General features: G+C 61.9%; 16 protein-coding genes. 6 read left to right on the plus strand and 10 right to left on the minus strand.

Going from position 1 to position 18,330, the window contains the following annotated elements; translation table 11 throughout:
- Positions 1–104: 104 nt before the first annotated feature.
- From ACXAEK_RS13115 to ACXAEK_RS13125, 3 genes are all read right to left on the minus strand, one after another.
- The gene (locus ACXAEK_RS13115) at positions 105–3,275 is read right to left on the minus strand and encodes a valine--tRNA ligase (RefSeq protein ID WP_475042515.1); all 3,171 of its coding nucleotides are present in this window, start codon (positions 3,273–3,275) and stop codon (positions 105–107) included.
- Between the two features lie 370 nt (positions 3,276–3,645).
- The gene (locus ACXAEK_RS13120; RefSeq protein ID WP_475042517.1) at positions 3,646–4,470 is read right to left on the minus strand and encodes a 3-methyl-2-oxobutanoate hydroxymethyltransferase; all 825 of its coding nucleotides are present in this window, start codon (positions 4,468–4,470) and stop codon (positions 3,646–3,648) included.
- 71 nt (positions 4,471–4,541) lie between these two features.
- Positions 4,542–5,543 (minus strand): sterol desaturase family protein, encoded by a 1,002-nt coding sequence (locus ACXAEK_RS13125; RefSeq protein ID WP_475042519.1) that lies wholly within the window; start codon positions 5,541–5,543, stop codon positions 4,542–4,544.
- Between the two features lie 139 nt (positions 5,544–5,682).
- Between ACXAEK_RS13125 and ACXAEK_RS13130 the strand changes: the two genes are divergently transcribed.
- Positions 5,683–6,564, plus strand: coding sequence for a LysR family transcriptional regulator (locus ACXAEK_RS13130; protein WP_475042520.1), 882 nt, complete (start codon positions 5,683–5,685; stop codon positions 6,562–6,564).
- A gap of 3 nt (positions 6,565–6,567) precedes the next feature.
- On the opposite strand, the gene ACXAEK_RS13135 is transcribed toward ACXAEK_RS13130, so the two are convergent.
- Complete coding sequence (locus ACXAEK_RS13135; RefSeq protein WP_475042522.1) at positions 6,568–7,005, minus strand: Lrp/AsnC family transcriptional regulator; 438 nt, start codon at positions 7,003–7,005, stop codon at positions 6,568–6,570.
- Between the two features lie 105 nt (positions 7,006–7,110).
- On the opposite strand from ACXAEK_RS13135, the gene ACXAEK_RS13140 reads away from it, so the two are divergent.
- Genes ACXAEK_RS13140 through ACXAEK_RS13150 form a run of 3 tightly spaced genes read left to right on the plus strand, consistent with a single transcriptional unit; the run spans position 7,111 to position 11,662 of the window.
- Positions 7,111–8,262, plus strand: coding sequence for a type III PLP-dependent enzyme (locus ACXAEK_RS13140; RefSeq protein WP_475042524.1), 1,152 nt, complete (start codon positions 7,111–7,113; stop codon positions 8,260–8,262).
- A gap of 48 nt (positions 8,263–8,310) precedes the next feature.
- Positions 8,311–10,611 (plus strand): xanthine dehydrogenase family protein molybdopterin-binding subunit, encoded by a 2,301-nt coding sequence (locus ACXAEK_RS13145; protein ID WP_475042525.1) that lies wholly within the window; start codon positions 8,311–8,313, stop codon positions 10,609–10,611.
- A complete protein-coding gene (locus ACXAEK_RS13150; protein WP_475042527.1) occupies positions 10,586–11,662 on the plus strand; it encodes a DUF2235 domain-containing protein in 1,077 nt (358 codons plus the stop codon). Before ACXAEK_RS13145 ends, ACXAEK_RS13150 begins: the two co-directional genes overlap by 26 nt.
- A 50-nt stretch (positions 11,663–11,712) precedes the next feature.
- Here ACXAEK_RS13150 and ACXAEK_RS13155 read toward each other — a convergent pair whose 3' ends face one another.
- From ACXAEK_RS13155 to metF, 3 genes are all read right to left on the minus strand, one after another.
- Positions 11,713–12,243 (minus strand): DUF2867 domain-containing protein, encoded by a 531-nt coding sequence (locus tag ACXAEK_RS13155; protein WP_475042528.1) that lies wholly within the window; start codon positions 12,241–12,243, stop codon positions 11,713–11,715.
- Between the two features lie 87 nt (positions 12,244–12,330).
- Positions 12,331–12,816: a PaaI family thioesterase gene (locus ACXAEK_RS13160; protein WP_475042530.1), complete on the minus strand. Its 486-nt coding sequence runs from the start codon at positions 12,814–12,816 to the stop codon at positions 12,331–12,333.
- A gap of 63 nt (positions 12,817–12,879) precedes the next feature.
- The gene (gene metF, locus ACXAEK_RS13165) at positions 12,880–13,749 is read right to left on the minus strand and encodes a methylenetetrahydrofolate reductase [NAD(P)H] (RefSeq protein WP_475042532.1); all 870 of its coding nucleotides are present in this window, start codon (positions 13,747–13,749) and stop codon (positions 12,880–12,882) included.
- 99 nt (positions 13,750–13,848) lie between these two features.
- On the opposite strand from metF, the gene ACXAEK_RS13170 reads away from it, so the two are divergent.
- Positions 13,849–14,754 carry a LysR family transcriptional regulator gene (locus ACXAEK_RS13170; RefSeq protein WP_475042534.1) on the plus strand — a complete coding sequence of 302 codons (906 nt, stop codon included), beginning with the start codon at positions 13,849–13,851 and terminating at the stop codon, positions 14,752–14,754.
- A gap of 47 nt (positions 14,755–14,801) precedes the next feature.
- Here ACXAEK_RS13170 and ACXAEK_RS13175 read toward each other — a convergent pair whose 3' ends face one another.
- The gene (locus tag ACXAEK_RS13175) at positions 14,802–15,821 is read right to left on the minus strand and encodes an NADP-dependent oxidoreductase (RefSeq protein WP_475042536.1); all 1,020 of its coding nucleotides are present in this window, start codon (positions 15,819–15,821) and stop codon (positions 14,802–14,804) included.
- Between the two features lie 191 nt (positions 15,822–16,012).
- On the opposite strand from ACXAEK_RS13175, the gene ACXAEK_RS13180 reads away from it, so the two are divergent.
- Positions 16,013–16,798, plus strand: coding sequence for an inositol monophosphatase family protein (locus ACXAEK_RS13180; protein ID WP_475042537.1), 786 nt, complete (start codon positions 16,013–16,015; stop codon positions 16,796–16,798).
- 157 nt (positions 16,799–16,955) lie between these two features.
- On the opposite strand, the gene ACXAEK_RS13185 is transcribed toward ACXAEK_RS13180, so the two are convergent.
- On the minus strand, positions 16,956–17,333 hold the full coding sequence (locus tag ACXAEK_RS13185; RefSeq protein ID WP_475042538.1) for a GFA family protein: 378 nt from the start codon (positions 17,331–17,333) through the stop codon (positions 16,956–16,958).
- Between the two features lie 213 nt (positions 17,334–17,546).
- Entirely contained in the window at positions 17,547–18,317 is a 771-nt protein-coding gene (locus ACXAEK_RS13190) for a rhomboid family intramembrane serine protease (RefSeq protein WP_475042540.1), read from the minus strand.
- Positions 18,318–18,330: the final 13 nt, after the last annotated feature.

Below are 18,330 nucleotides of genomic sequence, written 5' to 3' on the forward strand. Positions count from 1 at the left end.
TCCCCGTTGCGCCGGAATTTGCGGTCGTTTCAAGGGGCTGCGCCGGAAAACGGAAACGCCCGCCGGGGCGGGCGGGCGTTTCAAAACGTGCTTAACGTGCGGGATCAGCCGATCTCGGCCAGGCGGGCAAGCGCCTCCTTGACCTTGGCTTCCTCTTCCTCGCGCGCGGCAAGGTTCGCCTTGGCTTCCGCCACCACGTCCTCCGGCGCGGAGGCTGCGAATTTTGGGTTGTTCAGCCGACCGCGCAAGCCCCCCAGCTCCTTGGCCAGCTTACCCAGGGTTTTCTCCAGACGCGCCTTTTCAGCGTCGACGTCGATCACATCCGCCAGCGGCAGGCCGAAGGAGGCACCAGGCGCGGCAACGCTCGCGCAGCCCTTGGGGAAGCTCTCCACCTGCTCCAGCGACGTGATGCGGGCCAGTTTCCGGATCATCGCCTCGTTCTTTTCCCAGGCAGAGCGCGCCTGGTCCGAGAACTCCGTCACCACCATCGGGATCTTGGCGCCCGCCGGCACATGCATCTGCGCGCGGGTGGAGCGGATATTCTCAATCGCGGTGATCACCCAGTTCATCTCGGCGTCTGCGTTGGCATTGACCAGTTCGGCGCCATACGTGGGCCAATCCTCATGCACCAGCATGTTTTCGCGCTTGGCGGTGTTGCCCCAGAGCTCCTCGGTGATGAAGGGCATGATCGGATGCAGCAGGATCATGCACTGGTCCAGCACCCAGCCCAGCGTCTGGCGGGTTTCTGCGATCACTGCCTCATCGTCCGAGTTGAACAGCGGTTTGCTGAGTTCGATATACCAGTCGCAGACCTTGCCCCAGACAAAGGCATAAAGCGCATTGGCCGCGTCGTTGAAACGGTAGGCTTCCAGCGCCGCGTCCACTTCCACCCGCACCTTGGCGGTCTCACCGATGATCCACTGGTTCACCGCAGCCTTTGCATCCGGGCAGGCAAAGGCCGGGACAGTTTCGTCATAGACGTTGTTGAAATGGGCAAAGTTCACCGCATTCCACAGCTTGGTGCCAAAGTTCCGGTAGCCCTTGAGGCGCTCCATATCCAGCTTCAGCACGCCGCCAAGCGCCGCCATCGCCGCAGAGGAGAAACGCAGCGCGTCGGCGCCGAATTCCTCGATGATTTCCAGCGGGTCCACCACGTTGCCGGTGGATTTCGACATCTTCTTGCCCTTGGCGTCGCGCACGAGGCCATGCAGGTAGACGGTGTCGAAGGGGATGCGCTCCTTGACCGGCAGGTTTTTGTCCAGCACCGCCAGCTGCATCATCATCATCCGGGCAACCCAGAAGAACAGAATGTCCTGACCGGTGACGAGCGTCGAGGTCGGGAAGTATTTCTTGGTGTCCTCGGTCCATTCCGGCCAGCCCAGCGTGCCGATCGGCCAGAGACCGGAAGAGAACCAGGTGTCCAGCACGTCGGGGTCGCGCCAGAGATTGAGAGTGGCCCCACGAGGCTGTGTTTGATCTTCCTCTTTCAAAGGGGTGGGCATGATTTTCATGCCAAGCACACCGAGGCTGGTGCCACGTTCCTTTAGCTTTGCGTTTTCTGCTGCATAGTACTCATGCATCAGCACAATGGCTTCATTTTCAGACGCGGCGCAGAACGCAATTGGCTCCTGATAGTCGTAGGTCCAGATCGTCTCGTAACTTTCCGCAGGCCTTACGATGATGTCATCGGGGTCAGGGTTCCTAGTAATTGTCAGAGGCTCTTCAAGCATGCGGATGCTCGGCCCGTACCAAACCGGGATCTGATGGCCCCACCACAGCTGGCGCGAGATGCACCATGGCTCGATGTTCTCCAGCCAGTGGTAATAGGTCTTTTCACCGCTTTCCGGCAGGATCTTCACATCGCCGTTGCGCACCGCATCCAGCGCCGGACCGACAACTTTTTCCGCGTCGACAAACCACTGGTCGGTCAGCATCGGCTCGATCACAACCTTGGAGCGGTCGCCGAAGGGCTGCATGATCGGCTTGTTCTCGACATACGGCACGGTCTCGGTGACCTGCGTCTCCTCACCGTCCTCGCCCTTGACGGTTTTGGTCTCGCTGACCATCACCGCCAGGCCTTCGCTGGTGATCTGCTCAACCACCAGTTTGCGGGCCTCGAACCGGTCCAGACCGCGCAGCTCATCCGGCACCAGGTTGACGGCGTCAGCCTCGTTTTCGGTCAGGGTCTTCTCACCCTTGGCGACAGACATGGCGAGGGTGGCGGCGGCTTCATAGCTGTCGCCGTCCGCGCGCATCTGGCCGCGCATGTCCATCAGACGGTACATCGGAATGCCGCCGCGCTTGGCGACCTGATAGTCGTTGAAGTCATGCGCGCCGGTGATCTTCACCGCACCGGAGCCGAAATCCTTGTCCGGGTATTCATCGGTGATGATCGGGATCAGGCGGCGGTGCTCCTTGGGGCCGACCGGGATCTCGCACAGCTTGCCCACGATGGGTGCATAGCGTTCGTCCGAAGGATGCACAGCCACGGCACCGTCGCCCAGCATGGTCTCGGGCCGGGTGGTGGCGATGGAGATATAATCGCGCTCTTCCTCGAGGATGACATTGCCGTCCTCATCCTTCTCGACATAGGTATAGGTGGCACCGCCTGCCAGCGGGTATTTGAAGTGCCACATGTGGCCCGCGACCTCGATGTTCTCCACCTCAAGGTCGGAAATCGCGGTCTCGAAATGCGGGTCCCAGTTGACCAGCCGCTTGCCGCGGTAGATCAGGCCCTTGTTGTACATCTCCACGAACACCTTGATCACGGCATCGTGGAAATTGGGGGAGTTCTCGTGGCCGGTACGGGTGTCGCCCTGCGCGCCTGCCATGGTGAAAGCGGTGCGGGAGAAGTCGCAGGAGGCGCCGAGGCGTTTCAGCTGCTCGACGATGGTGCCGCCGGATTTCTCTTTCCACTCCCAGACCTTCTCCAGGAATTTCTCGCGGCCGAGTTCCCGGCGGGAGGGCTGCTGGGTCTTGGCCAGCTCGCGCTCGACGACCATCTGGGTGGCGATGCCCGCATGGTCGGTACCCGGCTGCCACAGGGTGTCAAACCCCTGCATCCGCTTCCAGCGGATCAGGATGTCCTGCAGTGTGTTGTTGAAGGCATGGCCCATGTGCAGCACGCCGGTCACATTCGGCGGCGGGATCATGATGCAATATGTGGAGGCCTCGGGCTTGGCATTTGCACCTGCCTTGAAGCAACCGGCCTCTTCCCAGGCCTTGTACAGGCGGCTTTCGGCTTCGCCTGCGTTGAACGTCTTTTCCATCGCCATCGCTCGTGATCCCTCATGCAACTGCCGGATCAATTACCCAATGGGGCCGGGAAGGGGAAGGCGGATTTTGCCGCAAACGTTCCGTCTGGGGCTGCCGGAGCGCTATTGGGTATTTAAGACCAGAAAGAAGCAGCAAGATTCCGTTAACCAGAATCGGAGTACTCTCCCTATGCGGTACAGGCTGAGGAGCCGATGACCGCACCAGGAAGAAGCTGCCCTTGCTCCTGGCATGATTATCCCTTGGCGGACGGACGGCCAGCGGGCAAGGGCGCTTCGCTTGCGGCTTCTTTCTGGTCCTAAATACCTGGATACCGCGCCGGAGGCGCTGAAACCAGCGCGCGCGCGCCGGGCGCGCACCGCTTAGTTCCAATTACAGCTTGTCCAGCGCCTCGTGCAGCTTTTCCAGCTCACCCTCATGCATGGAAATCGCCTGAGCCTTGTAAGGGAAGTTTCTGGCGCGCACTTCCGATTGGAACTCCTGAAGAGCTGCGACCCGCTCTTGGTACATCTGCTTGTGCAACCGCCCCAGGTCGCCAAAGGCATGGGCGTGGCGCGGCGGGTTTTCCGCTTCGCCGCAGATGTCGGCCATGAACAGGAAGATCACGTCGCCTGCATTGCCCGAGCCCAGCGAGATTGTGACGATCGAGGTGCGGTCATTGAGCAGGCGCAAAGTGTCCTCGGCCACGCATTCGATCTCGCAGGCAAAGGCGCCGGCGTTTTCGTAGCGCTTGAAGGTCTCATGGATCTGCATCGCCTCGTCCGCGGTGCGGCCAAAGGCGCGCAAACCGCCGCACCAATGGCTGAGCGAAGGCACCAGCCCCATGTGCACCTGCACCGGGATGCCTTCCTTGGCCAGCATCTCCACCACGTCAAACGAACGGTTGGTGAAATACATGTCGGCGCCATTTTCCATGCAGGTGATGGCGTGGCGCATGATCTCGTCATTGGTGGCGAACTGGCTCCAGTTCATCGCGGTGCCGGCAAAATGGGTGGGGGCGATTTCGCGGGCCATGTCCAGGTGCACGTCCCAGAGAGTCAGCAGGTCGATACCTGCGTCGACGCAGGCCTGGATCTCGGCTTTGTTGGCCGGGTTGCACATGGTCAGGCGTTCGCCGGTTGTCTTGAGGTCGATCAGGTCCCGAACGGTGTAATTGCGCTGAGCCGGGCGGCGGCCGAAGGTGTAGATGTTTTTCATCGGTTTCCCCTGTCTTTCAAATAGGAAAGCCGGGCCGATACAGGCCCGGCAATGTGTGCTGTGATGTGTGTCTACTCGGCGGCCCAGATCTTACGGCGGCGTTCCTTGACCATTTCGTTGCCCTCGTCGGTGCCGTCATGGAAGGTGTTGAACCACTCGTCCCAGGGCGTCTCCCAAGTGCCGTAGTTGCAGTCGAAGAACTTGTGATGCAGCTGGTGGAAGAAGTCGCCGACCAGGAACTTTGCCTTGTTGCCGATCTTGATGTTCTCAAAGCCCGCGTGCGAGGTCGGGGCGCCGATGCCGTGGTGGAACAGCAGGAAGATCGCCAGGACCGGGTGCGACGGCAGCAGGAAGAAGATCATGGTGTCGAACATCAAGAAGAAGCTTTCCACCGGGTGCATCGCCAGGCCGGACCAGGGGCCGGTGTTGATGTTGCGGTGATGCCAGGCGTGCACCTTGGTATATAGAACGCCCACATGCAGCAGCCGGTGCAGCCAGTAGAAGTGGAAGCCTGCCCAGACCGGGATGAAGATGGTCATCAGGAGCATGGTGACCGGGTTTTCTTCCAGCGTGATCATGGTGACCCAGCCGTTGGCATATGCGTAAAGGATGAAGCTCTCCCAGAAGGTCCAGAAGGCAAGTGCCGGGCCAAGGGTCCAGAACATGTTGTCCCAGACCTGGTTTTTGAAGGTAAAGACCTTGGCGCCCTTCATCATCGGGCGCATGTCATAGCGGTATTCATCCTGCTGGGTCCGGAATTTCCACAAGGCCAGATGCAGCCCGCCGGCCACCACCATCAGAATGCAGAAGTTGCGGAACCAGATTTCGGCCACCCAGTCCCAACTGAGGGTTGCGATCCGGTCCATCGACGGGGTGAAAAAGTTCCAGGTGATGATGGCAAACACCAGCAATAGCGCCCGCAGCGCTAGCGGGTTCCAGCTTTGCAGCAGGTATTTGATTGAGGCTAGCGGCCTCAAAGGCCAGTCCCAATAGGGAGAGGTCTGGATCGGCAGCTGCGGGGTGAAATTCCAAATCTTGCGCTTGGGACGCGGTGCATTGGCGGGACTTGTCATGTCTCGTTTCTCATCTGGCTGGTGGGGAGGCTGCGCGGAGGCGCATCTCTGTTCGCTGGCCGGGAGGTTACGCCGGCGGCGGAATTTCTCAGAACGGTATGTCTTGCCGGTTAGGTTAAGTTCAGCTTAGCCTGCGCGCATGGCGACACGGATTCCCTCTCTCAACTGGCTGCGTGTGTTCGAGGCGGCAGCGCGCACCGAAAGCTTTGCCCGCGCGGCGGCTCAACTGAACATGTCGGCGGCGGCCGTCAGCCAGCAGGTGAAGGCGCTGGAAACGCAATTGGGCACGCCGTTGTTCCAGCGCCATGCTCATGCTGTGACGCTGACCGAGGCGGGGCGGGCCTATCTGCCTTCGGTCCAGCAGTCGCTCTTGATGCTGGAAACCGCCACGACTGGCCTGTTCGGCGAAAGCCGCGAGCAACGGCTGTTTGTGCAATCGGTGCTGCTGTTTGCCCATGGGGTGCTGGCCCGGGGGCTGCCGGACTTCCAGGCGGCGCACCCTCAGGTCAATCTGGCGCTCAGCACTGGCAATATGGCAGCGGACTTTGCCAACCGGTTCACCGACTTGCAGATCGTTTTCGGCAATCCGGCCCTGTTTGGCACCGAAAGCGACGAACTGCTGCGGGAGGTCCTCTACCCGGTTGCGCTGCCTGAGACCGCAGCGCAAATCCGGGCTCCGCAGGACTTGTTTCAACTTCCCCTGATAGAAGTCTCCACCCACCGCGCCAGCTGGGTGCAGCTGTTTGAACACCTGCGGCTTCCGCATGGGCAGGCGCGGTATTTCTTTGCCGACAATTCTCTGATGGCCGCAGAGCTGGCGGCGCAGGGCGTTGGCATTGCGCTGGCCCGCGCCCCTGCGTCTGACGCCGCGATGAAAGCAGCCGGGTTGGTGCCGTGCCTGCCGGAGGTTTCCGTGCCAGGGCAGGAAGCCTACCACCTGGTCTATCCGGACCGCGGCGCCATGCGCCCGGCAGCCCGGCAGTTCCGGGACTGGCTGCTGGACTATGTGCGGAGCGTCTGAAGGCTACTGGCCGGTCCGGTCCAGCTTGGTTGCCAGATGGATCAGGCTTTCAGAGGACCGCACCCCGCGGGCTTCTGCGATGCTGTCGATGGTTTCGTCCAGCTCAGCTGTGCTTTGCGCCACAACCTGGGCCAGCAGGTCAAAGCGGCCCGAGGTGGTGTGCACAACCTCGACGCCAGGCAGACAGCGCAGGCGGGCCAGCACTTCCGGCCCTGAGCGCGGCTCAATCGACATCAGCACCGTCGCCTGCAGCGGTGGGCGGACTGCGGCGGACGTCTTGAGCGTGTAGCCGGTTATTACGCCCGTGGCTTCCAGCCGCTCGATCCGGGCCTGTACGGTGGTGCGGGCGAGACCCAGATGGCGGGCGAGTTCAGCCACCGGGCGGCGCGCGTTCTCCCGCAGCAGGGTGACAAGGCGCTGATCTGTATCGTCGGTTTGCATTTTTTGCCTGCGATGTGACGGATGTTTTCGTCACTGTAGGAAATATGCCGGCCAAAATCGACGATCATTTCACGCAAAATATGTAAAACGAATGAGGGTTACCCGATGCAGCAGATTCCTCCGCTTTGGCTTTCGCCTGAATCCCACCTGGCCCGCAGCGCGCCGGATCATCCGATCCTGTATTTCTCGCCGCGGGTCCTGCATGAGGTGGCGCGGCGGTTCCGGGAGGGGTTTCCGGGGCTGGTGACCTATGCGGTGAAGGCAAACCCGCATCCGGCGGTTCTGTCCAATCTGGTGGCCGCGGGGATCACGGCGTTTGACGTGGCTTCGCCCGCGGAAATGGAGGCGGTGCGCGCCGCCAGCCCCGACGCGGTCATGCACTACAACAACCCGATGCGCTCAGAGGCGGAGATCGAAGCCGGCATCGAACACGGCGTCGCCAGCTGGTCGGTTGATGAACTGAGCGAGCTGGAGAAGCTGGACGCCGTGCCGCGCTCCTGTGAAATCGCCGTCCGCTTTGCCCTGCCGGTGGCGGGCGCGGCTTATGACTTTGGCAGTAAGTTCGGTGCTGCCCCCGAGGAGGCCGTCGAACTTCTGAAACAGGTTGCCGCCCGCGGCTGGACTCCGGCGCTGTGTTTCCACCCCGGCACCCAATGCGAGGATGAAAGCGCCTGGGTCGAATACGTCCATGCCGCCAAGCGGATCATTGACGAGGCTGGCGTGCAGATCTCCCGGCTGAACGTCGGCGGCGGCTTTGCCGCCAACCGCGATGGCGTGGCGCCGGATCTTGAGAAGGTCTTTGCGGCCATCGGTGCGGCGGCTGATGCAGCCTTTGGCGCTGACAAGCCCATGCTGATCTGCGAGCCGGGCCGGGCCATGGTCTCTGAGAGCTTTACCCTGGCCGCCCGTATTAAGGGGGTTCGCAAGGCGGGGGAGGTGGTGTTCCTCAATGACGGCATCTATGGCGGGCTGGTTGATATCCGGGACATGGGCCTGCCGGGTAGGGTTGAGGTTGTCGGCGCTGACGGCAAGCACCGCAGGGGCGAGCGCAAGCCGCGGGTGGTGTTCGGCCCCACCTGCGACAGCCTGGACCGGCTGCCGGATGGTTTGCCGCTGCCCTGTGATGCGGCCACTGGCGACTATGTCCTGTTCCCGGGGCTTGGCGCCTATTCCTCTGCCATGAGCACGCAGTTCAACGGCTACGGCCTCAGTGACGTGGCGACGGTGATTGAGCTGGCTGGACAACCGGCCAGCTAAGGGTACTCTCGGCCCCCTGAAGCCAGCCAGCACGGACAAGGGGCGAGCATGGACAAGTTTGGGAAAAGCCAGCAGGTAAAACGGGTCGAGGATGTCAAATTCCTGACCGGGCAAGGCAACTACATCGAAGATGCTGCCCCGGCGGATGCCTTACGCGCGTGGGTGCTGCGCAGCCCGGTGGCGCACGGGATGATCACGGCGCTGCACACGGAAGATGCGCTGGAGGCCGACGGCGTCCATGCGGTGATCACCCTGGCGGACCTTGTTGCTGCTGGCATCAACGTCTCCATGGATGGCACTACCGTCAAGAACCGGGATGGCTCAGACGGCGCCTCCCCCGAACGTCCCATGCTGGCCCGCGACCGGGTGCGCTATGTCGGCGAGCCGGTCGCTGTGGTTGTCGCCGAGACACTGGATCAGGCCCGCGATGCGGGCGAACTGATCGAACTGGAGATCGACGACTTGCCGGTCAAGTTGGACCTGATGCCCGGCGGTGAGGCCTTGCACAGCAGCGTGCCGGACAACAAGGCGTTCGACTGGGGCATGGGGGATGAGTCGGCGACGGCTGAGGCCTTTCGCACCGCCGCCCATACCGTCGCGCTGCAGGTCGAGGACAACCGGATCATGGTCAGCACCATGGAGCCGCGCGGCTGCTTCGCCGAATGGCAGCAGGGGCGGCTGCACTTCACCTTCGGCGGCCAGGGTGTCTGGGGCATGAAATCCCAGCTGGCCGCCAAGATGGGGCTGGACGAGGAGGACATAAAGGTCACAACGCCCGATGTCGGCGGAGGCTTCGGCATGAAAGCCTTTGCCTACCCGGAGTACTTTGCTGTGGCCCATGCCGCCACCGTGTTGAGCCGCCCGGTGTTCTGGATGTCGGACCGCTCGGAGGCAATGCTGAGCGACAATGGCGGCCGCGATCTGACTTCGCTGGCAGAGCTGGCTTTTGACGAGGACCTCAAGATCACCGCTTACAGGGTCTCGACCCGCTGCAACTTGGGCGCCTATAACTCCCATTTCGGGCAGCCGATCCAGACCCAGCTGTTCAGCCGGGTGCTGGCCGGCGTCTATGACATCCAGACCGCCTGGCTGCAGGTGGAGGGGATCTATACGAACACCACTCAGGTGGACGCCTACCGCGGCGCCGGGCGGCCCGAGGCGATCTATGTACTGGAGCGGGTAATGGACCGCGCTGCACGCGAGCTAGGCGTTGATCCGCTGGAGCTGAGGCGGCGGAACTTCATCAAGCCTGCGGCCTTTCCTTATGGCACGGTGACCGGAGAGACCTATGACGTGGGCGATTTCGATAAGGTGCTGAGCCGTGCCGCCGAAGTGGCGGATCTGAAGGGATTCGCGGCCCGCCGCGCGGAAAATGGTAAACGCGGCAAGTACCGGGGCGTCGGGGTCTGTTACTATATCGAAAGCATTTTGGGCGATCCTTCAGAAGGCGCGGAAGTGGAATTTCTGGAGGATGGCCGGGTGAACATCTATGTCGGCACGCAAAGCAACGGGCAGGGGCATGAAACCGTCTATGCGCAGTTCCTTGCCGACCAGAGCGGTATCCCAGCGGAGAATATCCAGGTGGTCCAAGGCGACAGCGACCGTATCGCCCAGGGCGGCGGCACCGGCGGGTCGCGCTCTGTCACCACCCAGGCCAACGCGACGCTGGCGGCAGTGGAAACCATGATTGCCGCCTTCACACCTTTTCTGGCGCAGGAGATGGGGGTGGACGCGGATGCAGTGGAGTTTGACGGAGATACCTTCCGGGCGCCGGGATCCAACTTGACCCCCACCTTGCTGGAAGCGGCTGAGCTGGCCCGCGTGCAAGGCCGCACTGACCTGCAGCGTCACGGGGCGCGGGCCCGGCTGCCGGGGCGCTCGTTTCCAAATGGCGCACATATTGCCGAAATTGTTATTGATCCGGAGACTGGGCAAGCGGACGTGGAGCGCTACACTGTAGTTGACGATTTCGGTAATCTGATCAACCCGATGCTGGCCGAAGGCCAAGTGCACGGCGGGGTGGCGCAGGGGCTGGGACAGGCCATGCTGGAGCGGGTTGTCTATGATGAGGACGGGCAGCTGCTCACGGCTTCGTTCATGGACTATGCCTTGCCGCGGGCCAGCGGCGTCCCCATGATTGGATTCACCTCCGAGCCGGTGCCTTCGACACAGAACCCGATGGGGATGAAGGGTTGCGGCGAGGCGGGCACCGTTGGTGCGCTGGCAGCAGTTGCAAACGCGGTGCAGGACGCGGTCTGGGACCGCGGCGTGCGGCAGGTGGACATGCCGTTCACACCGCTGAGGATTTGGGAAGTGCTTAGGGATGTTTCTGAAGCAGCTGAGCAATAGGGTTCTAGGGTGGCTTGGACGGCCGCTGCGCTCGGAGCATTCCGGCGAAACCAAGCTGCGCGGGCCGCAGGCCCATGTGATCATCCTCGACGGCACTATGTCGACGCTTGAGGAAGGGCATGAAACCCATGCGGGCCAGTTGTTCCGCCTGTGCCGGGAAACCGGCGCACAGGTTTCGGTATTCTATGAATCCGGGGTGCAGTGGAAGGGTTGGGGCAGCGCGCCGGATGTGATGATGGGGCGCGGCATCAACCGGCAGATCCGTCGCGCCTATGGCTACCTTGCTTCCCGCTACAGGCCCGGCGACAGGATCTATCTGTTTGGATATTCCCGCGGCGCCTATGCGGTGCGCTCCCTGGCCGGTGTGATTGACCGCATCGGTCTGTTGAAACCGGAACATGCCACGGTCCGTCATATCCGCACCGCCTACCGGCATTACCGGCTGAACGGGCGCTCCAAGACGGGCGCCGCCTTTACCGCCGCCTACTGCCACAACGAGGTAGAGATCGAAATGGTTGGCGTTTGGGATACGGTCAAGGCACTGGGTTTGCGTTTGCCGCTGTTGTGGCGCTGGGCGGAGAACCGGCATAGTTTCCATAACCATCACCTGGGCCATCACGTCAAAAGCGGGTATCACGCCCTGGCCTTGGATGAGACGCGGGATGTGTTCAAACCGGTTCTGTGGGATTGCCCCAAGGATTGGGGCGGCCATGTGGAGCAGGTCTGGTTCCGCGGAGCCCATGGCGATGTGGGCGGCCAGCTTGGCGGGTTTGAGGAGGCCAGGCCCAAGGCGAATATTCCGCTGGTCTGGATGCTGGAAAAGGCCGAAGACCGCGGCTTGCCGCTGCCGTTGGACTGGCGAATGCGGTTTTCTGTTGACCCAGGCGCGCCGTCGGTCGGAACCTGGCGCGGCTGGGGCAAGATCTTTTTGCTGCGCAGCCGCCGCCGCGTCGGGCTCGACACCAGCGAACGCTTGCACAGCAGCGTGGATGCGGGCAGGCCTGACAGTCCGGCAGCGGGTGGCTGGCTGGCGAAGTTCTCCAAGACTTGAAGCCCGGCCAGGCTGCAGATGGCACCGTCAGGCTGATCTGTCCAAGCCGCTCAGCGGCGGGGCTGCCGGATGGCGGCCCCAGGCTGCTGCAGTTCCTTTTGCAACCGCTTCAAAGACAGCGACACGATCAGCTTATGCGCTGGGCGGACCGGCAGCATGTAGAAACGGCCGAACAGGTTATGTGTCTTCACCGATGAGGTGATACTCAGCACGCCGCTGTTGGAGGTGACACAGGTCATCACGTCCAGGTGCCGGTCCCGCACTGTGAGGGTCAGCACCTGGTCCGATACCGCTTCCACCAAAAAGAAATCGAGCTTGCTGCCTACCGCCACATCTTGATGCTGACGCCCGGAGAAGCCGCCGATCCGCCTGACGCCAAACAGGGCGGAAATGGCGTCGCGCAGCCGGAACGCCAGTTTCATACCGGGCAGGGGCTGCCTGTGCATGATGTTCCAGGCCTGCAGGGGGGTGACCTGAACCGGCAGCACCAGCGATTGGGTGTCCAGGAAATCAAGCTCTTTGGCAGGGGCCAGAACTTGGATGCGGGCGGTTGCGGCGCGGGCGAGACTGCTTGGCGGCATGGCCAGACTTTCTGCGGTTTTTGATATTCTTGCAGATACTTAAGTGGAAAACCGCCACAGGCAAGACCGCAGTTGCCGCGTCTGTGCTCAACTTGGCGCGATTTGCATCACGATGCAGGTGGTAGAGCCGGTGGCGTAAAGCCGTCCGTCCTCAATTCCGCGCAACTCGCCATGCGCCACGCCGGTGGAACGGCCGACATGGTCGATGGTGCCGGTGCAATCGATCGCGGTGCCCAGCGGGATCGGCCGGAGGATGTTGATCTTGTATTCCAGCGTTGTGTAGACCGAGCCCTGCGGCACCTTGGTCATCACCGCGCAGGCCATGGCGCTATCCAGCAGCGTTCCGTACCAGCCCCCATGCACGGTGCCCATTGGGTTGCAGACGTGAAACTCCGGCGTGCCGCGGAATACCACTTGGCCGTCTTCGACGCTGTGAAGGTGATAGCCCAGGGTTTCGGCAATCGGCGGGCCGGGCAGGCGGCCATCCAGGATCCCCTGCATGAAATCCAGGCCGGAAATCCGGGCGGTCTGATCAATTGTCAGCAGATCAGAGGGTTGTTTGGCGTAGAACATGGCGCGCGGGTCCTTGGCGGGAAGCTCCGGCCATTAGAAGCCGCGCGCCGTCTTGTGCAATGCTTACGCCACGTTCGATAGCGCCACTTTGGGAGTGACGCCCAGTGCAAAGCAGACATCGCGGGTCAGCTCCGGCCGGTTCAGTGTGTAGAAATGCAGCTTGTCCACACCGCCTTCCATCAGGTCCGAGCACAGTTCGGTGCAAATCGCGGTGGCCAGCAGTTCCTCGCGGTCGTCGCGCAGCGCTTTTTCAAAGGCGTTTTCGATCCAGTCGGGGATGATCGTGCCGCAGCGCTTGGCAAAGTTGCGGGCGCCTTTCCAGTTTTCAATCGGCAGAATGCCTGGCGTCAGTTTGGCTCCGTCGAGCCCGGCCTTCTCACAGGCGTCGCGGAAGCGGAAGAAGGTCTCGGCTTCGAAAAAGAACTGGGTCAGTGCCTCATCGGCACCCGCATCAAGTTTCCGCTTCAGCCATTCCACATCCGCCGACTGATCGGCGGCCTCCGGGTGGCGGTCCGGATAGGCGCCGACCTTGATGTTGAAATTGCCGCGCGCCTTCAGGCCCTTGATCAGCTCAACCGAATTCGCAAACCCGTCCGGGTGCGGGATGAACTTGCCTTCGCCCTTGGGCGGGTCGCCGCGCAGGGCCACGATCTCGGTCACGCCTGCTGCGGCAAACTGGTCGGCGATCTCCAGCGTTTCTGCTTTGGAGGCATTCACGCAGGTGAGATGAGCAGCCACGTTCAGGCCGGAGGAATTGTGCAGCGTCGCCACCGCATCCCGGGTCAGCGTGCGGGTGGTGCCGCCTGCGCCATAGGTCACGGACACAAACCGCGGATCCATCGGAGCGAGGACCTGCACGGTGTCCCAAAGCCGGAAGGAGGCTTCGAGCGTTTGCGGCGGGAAGAATTCAAAGGAAATCTTAGGCGTCGTCATCTCGGGGTCTCTCGCTAGGTTGATTTCGCCTCTTGTTGCATCTGCAGCATTGTGAGACAATTTCATAATTCTCAAGAACAACATGAGTGATCTGATAGGATGCACATCGAATTCCGCCACCTGCGCACCATCAAGGCCATTCATGAGGCCGGCGGGCTGGCCCGGGCCGCGGATCAGCTGAACATCACCCAAAGCGCGCTGAGCCATCAGGTGAAAGGGCTGGAAGACCAGGCGGGGGTGGAGCTGTTCATCCGCCGTTCCAAACCGATGAAGCTGTCGCCCGCCGGCTTGCGGCTGTTGCGGCTGGCAGAGCAGGTCTTGCCGCAAGTCGAGGCGGCGCAAGCGGAATTTTCCTCCTTACGTGATGGCAACACGGGCCGCATGCATATCGCCATCGAATGCCATGCCTGTTTCGAGTGGCTGTTCCCGGTGCTGGAGGGGTTCCGCAAGAACTGGGGTGATGTGGACGTGGATATCCGTCCGGGCCTGGCCTTTGACGCACTGCCTGCGCTGCTGAAGGAGGAGGTGGATCTGGTGGTCTCGTCCGACCCGGAGGACATCAATGGCGTCGAGTTCATCGAGCTGTTTGATTACAACGCGGTCTTTGTCGCATCCTCCCAGCATCCGCTGGCAGAGAAACCTTACGTGGAGGCCGAGGATTTCATCACCCAGAACCTGATCACTTACCCGGTGGAAAAGACCCGGCTGGATGTGTTCAGCCAGCTGCTGATTCCTGCGGGAGTGGAGCCGGCATCAATCCGGCAGGTGGAACTGACGGCGGTGATCCTTTTGCTGGTCGCCTCCAACCGCGGGGTGTCGGTGCTGCCGGACTGGGTCGTGCGGGAGGTAAAATATTCCTCAGACTATGTGACCCGGCCGCTGACCAAATCCGGCATCACCCGCAGCCTCTATGCGGCAATCCGCACGGAGGACCGCGAGAAACCTTTCATGCAGGAACTGATCCGCCTGGCCAAGGTCGAGGCGCGCAAGCTGCAGCATCAATAAATCCTGCTCCGCGGGGTTGCGTGCACCGGCATAGGCCGGCGCCTGGTTCAGACCAGTTTGACGATCTGCTTGCCGGTATTGCCGCCGTGCATCATCGCCAGGAAGGTCTTGGGGGCGTTTTCAAGCCCCTCGGCGATATCCTCCAAATATTTGATATCTCCGCTGGCGATCTTGGGTGCCGTTTCGCGCAGAAAGTCGCCGTAGCGGTCGTAGTGGTTGAAGACAATGAAGCCATTCACGGACAGGAACTTGGTCAGCACCGCCCGCCAGATGGCTGGGGCTGTCAGATCCGTCTCAGCGCTGTTGTACCAGGCAATCATGCCGCAGACAGGGATGCGGCCGAAGTTGTTCATCAGGGGCAGCACCGCTTCCAGCACCTTGCCGCCGACGTTTTCGTAGTAGATGTCGATGCCGTTCGGACACTCCGCGGCGAGGGCCTTGCTTAGTTCTTCAGCGCTGGCATAGGCGCGGTGGTCGAGGCAAGCGTCAAAGCCGAAGGTCTCCACCGCCAGCTTGCACTTGTCTTCACCGCCGGCGATGCCGACGACGCGCAGGCCCTTCTGCTTGGCCAGTTGCCCGACCATGGATCCAACCGGGCCGGTGGCCGCGGCAACCACCAGGGTTTCGCCGGCCTGCGGGCGGCCATAGGCCTCCAAGCCATGCCATGCGGTAAACCCCGGCATGCCGAGAACGCCAAGCGCAGTGGTGAGCGGTGCCATTTCCGGGTCAAGCTTGCGCAATTCAGAGGCTTTGGCGCAGGCGTGGCTAGCCCAGCCGAACATGCCCAGGGCAAAGTCGCCGGGCTGGAAGCCGGGGCTGCCCGAGGCAACCACCTCACCAACGCCGCCCGCCGTCATGGTTTCCCCGATCTCCACCGGCGGGGCATAGGATTTGCCTGCGTTCATGCGCCCGCGCATATAGGGGTCCAACGACATATAGTGAACTTTTACAAGCACTTCGCCATCGCCGGGCTGCGGCTGATCCACGGTTTCCAGGCGGAAGTTCTCATCGCTGGCCTGCGCCTCGGGGCGGCTGGCCAGCACAATGCGCTGCATCTGGTCGGGCATGGGGGCACTCCTTGTTCTATTTGACCAAACACTGGGCGCGGCGGCGGCGGATTTCAACCGCCCGCGTGCCCCGCGCCGCGGCGTCAGGCGGGATGTGCAGTTTGCGGCATAACCCCTTGGCATTCGGGGGCAGGGCGCGTATAGGCACGCATTGACCCGGCATCTCCCCGACGTGACAGGATTCTGCAGACATGATTGGCAGCGCAAACCTCAATGTGATGATCAAGGCCGCCCGCAAGGCAGGCCGTTCCCTGGTGAAAGACTTCCGCGAAGTGGAGAACCTGCAGGTCTCGATGAAAGGTGCAGGCGACTTTGTCTCCAAGGCCGACATCGCCGCCGAGAAGATCATCAAGGAAGAGCTGCGCAATGCCCGCCCGACCTACGGCTGGATTGCAGAAGAAGGCGGCGAGATCGAGGGCGAAGACCCGACCCGCCGCTGGATTGTCGATCCGCTGGACGGCACCACCAACTTTCTGCACGGGCTGCCGCACTGGGCGATTTCCATCGCGCTGGAGCACAAGGGCAAAATCGTCGCGGGCGTAATCTATGACGCCGCCAAGGATGAGATGTTTTTTGCCGAAAAAGGCGCGGGTGCCTGGATGAACGACACCCGTATCCGTGTGTCGGGCCGTCACCGGATGATTGAATCCATTTTTGCCACCGGCGTGCCGTTTGGCGGCCGCGCCGACCTGCCGCTGACCCTGCAGGACCTGGCCCGCCTGATGCCCGCCTGTGCCGGCGTGCGCCGCTGGGGTTCTGCCGCGCTGGACATGGCCTATGTGGCCGCGGGCCGGTATGAGGGCTTCTGGGAGCGCCGCCTGAACGCCTGGGACCTGGCTGCGGGCATCATCATCGTGAAAGAGGCCGGCGGCCTGGCTGAGGCAATCGACCCGGAGGCGGGCATCATCGACAGCGGCTCGGTTGTGTGCTCGAACGAGCCGATCTTCGAGAACTTCGCCAAAGTGATCCGCGGCTGATCAAGTCCCGAAAATCTGAAGCATTTGAAACGCGGCCCTTGGGTCGCGTTTATCGGTTTCGCCTGGCCGATAGGCCGGGCAGCGCCCGTCTCTTCCCCACGGGGAGGGCGCTTTCGCATCCACCCTGAGGATCGGGCGCTGCCCTCTGCGTGTTAAACTACTGATCGGACGGATGGTTCACCCCGTCGTTCAAGGGAAGCTCGCCATAAGTTTCTACGTGCGTCCGCGGATTGGCGCCTTCGATGCAGCCCAGGTTGACGCCGCATTCCGTCGGGTCAGATCGGCGCTGGTGGTGGGTGTAGATGCCGCAGGTCTTACAGAAGTAGTGTTTTGCCGTATGGGTGCCCCAGGTGTAGAGGCTGAGGTTCTCCGCCCCATTCAGCACTTTCAGGCTGGCGGCAATGGCGGTGACAGCGGCCGCCCCGCGACGGCGGCAAAAGGAACAGTCGCAGCGCGCGGCAGAGGCAAGGCCATCCGGAAAATCCGCCTCGATCTCAACGGCGCCGCAGTGGCAGGTGGCTTTCAAGCGGCTCATTTGCAACTCTCCCATTTGCTTGCAGGCTGATCAAAGCTGATTAATGAAAACAATAATTCCCCGCAAAATTCTCTGGCACAGCCCTACCATTTCAATACCCCGAAAGCCTTCGGGGGAGAGTGGCCTGCTTGTTAACCAGTTGCTTGTTTAAAAGGTTTCGCAGGCTGCTCTTTTTTCGTGCTTTTGCACCATTCAGCGGGAGCCGGTGCAGCATCATTTCCCCCAAGGCCCCGGATTGCGCTTTTTGCGGGGCAGTTTCGGGATGCGGCTGGCAGAGAATTCGTACTCGTTCTCCGGATGCGGCGGGATGCCTTGGGTCCGGTTCCAGAACGCCGGGCCGCCGCGGCGCAGCCACAGGGGCAGGCACAGGATCAGCCCTACCGCAAAACCGCCTGCATGGGCCCAATAGGCGACGCCGCCCTGATCTGGATCGGCGCCGAGGCCGCCGAAAAACTGCATCGCCAGCCAGACGCCCAGCATGACAAAGGCAGGGATGGTGAAGATGCGGAAATAGATGATCAGCACCAGCAGGATATCGACACGCGCCTTGGGGAACATCAGGAGGTAACCGCCCATGACGCCAGCAATGGCGCCGGAGGCACCGACTGTCGGCACCATTGATCCAGGCGCTGACAGTACATGGATCAGCCCGGCGCCGATGCCGCTGATGAGGTAGAACAGGAGGAAAGGCATATGGCCCATCTCATCCTCCAGGTTGTCGCCGAAGATCCACAGGAACAGCATGTTGCCGCCCAAGTGCATCAGCCCTGCATGGATGAACATGGAGGTGAACAAGGTTTCATAGCCGTAACCATGGCTTACCTCGGCTGGCACCACCGCATAGGCGTCATAGAAATAGGCCAAAGCGCGGGGGGAGTCATAACTGGCCGTGTAATAGACATAAGCCAGGACATTCACCGCCATCAGCGCATAGACGACATAGGGCGTGCGGCCGGACGGGTTGTGGTCACGGATCGGAAACATGGAGAAACGCTGG

The sequence above is a fragment of the Leisingera sp. ABM4_101 genome (genome assembly GCF_056158725.1).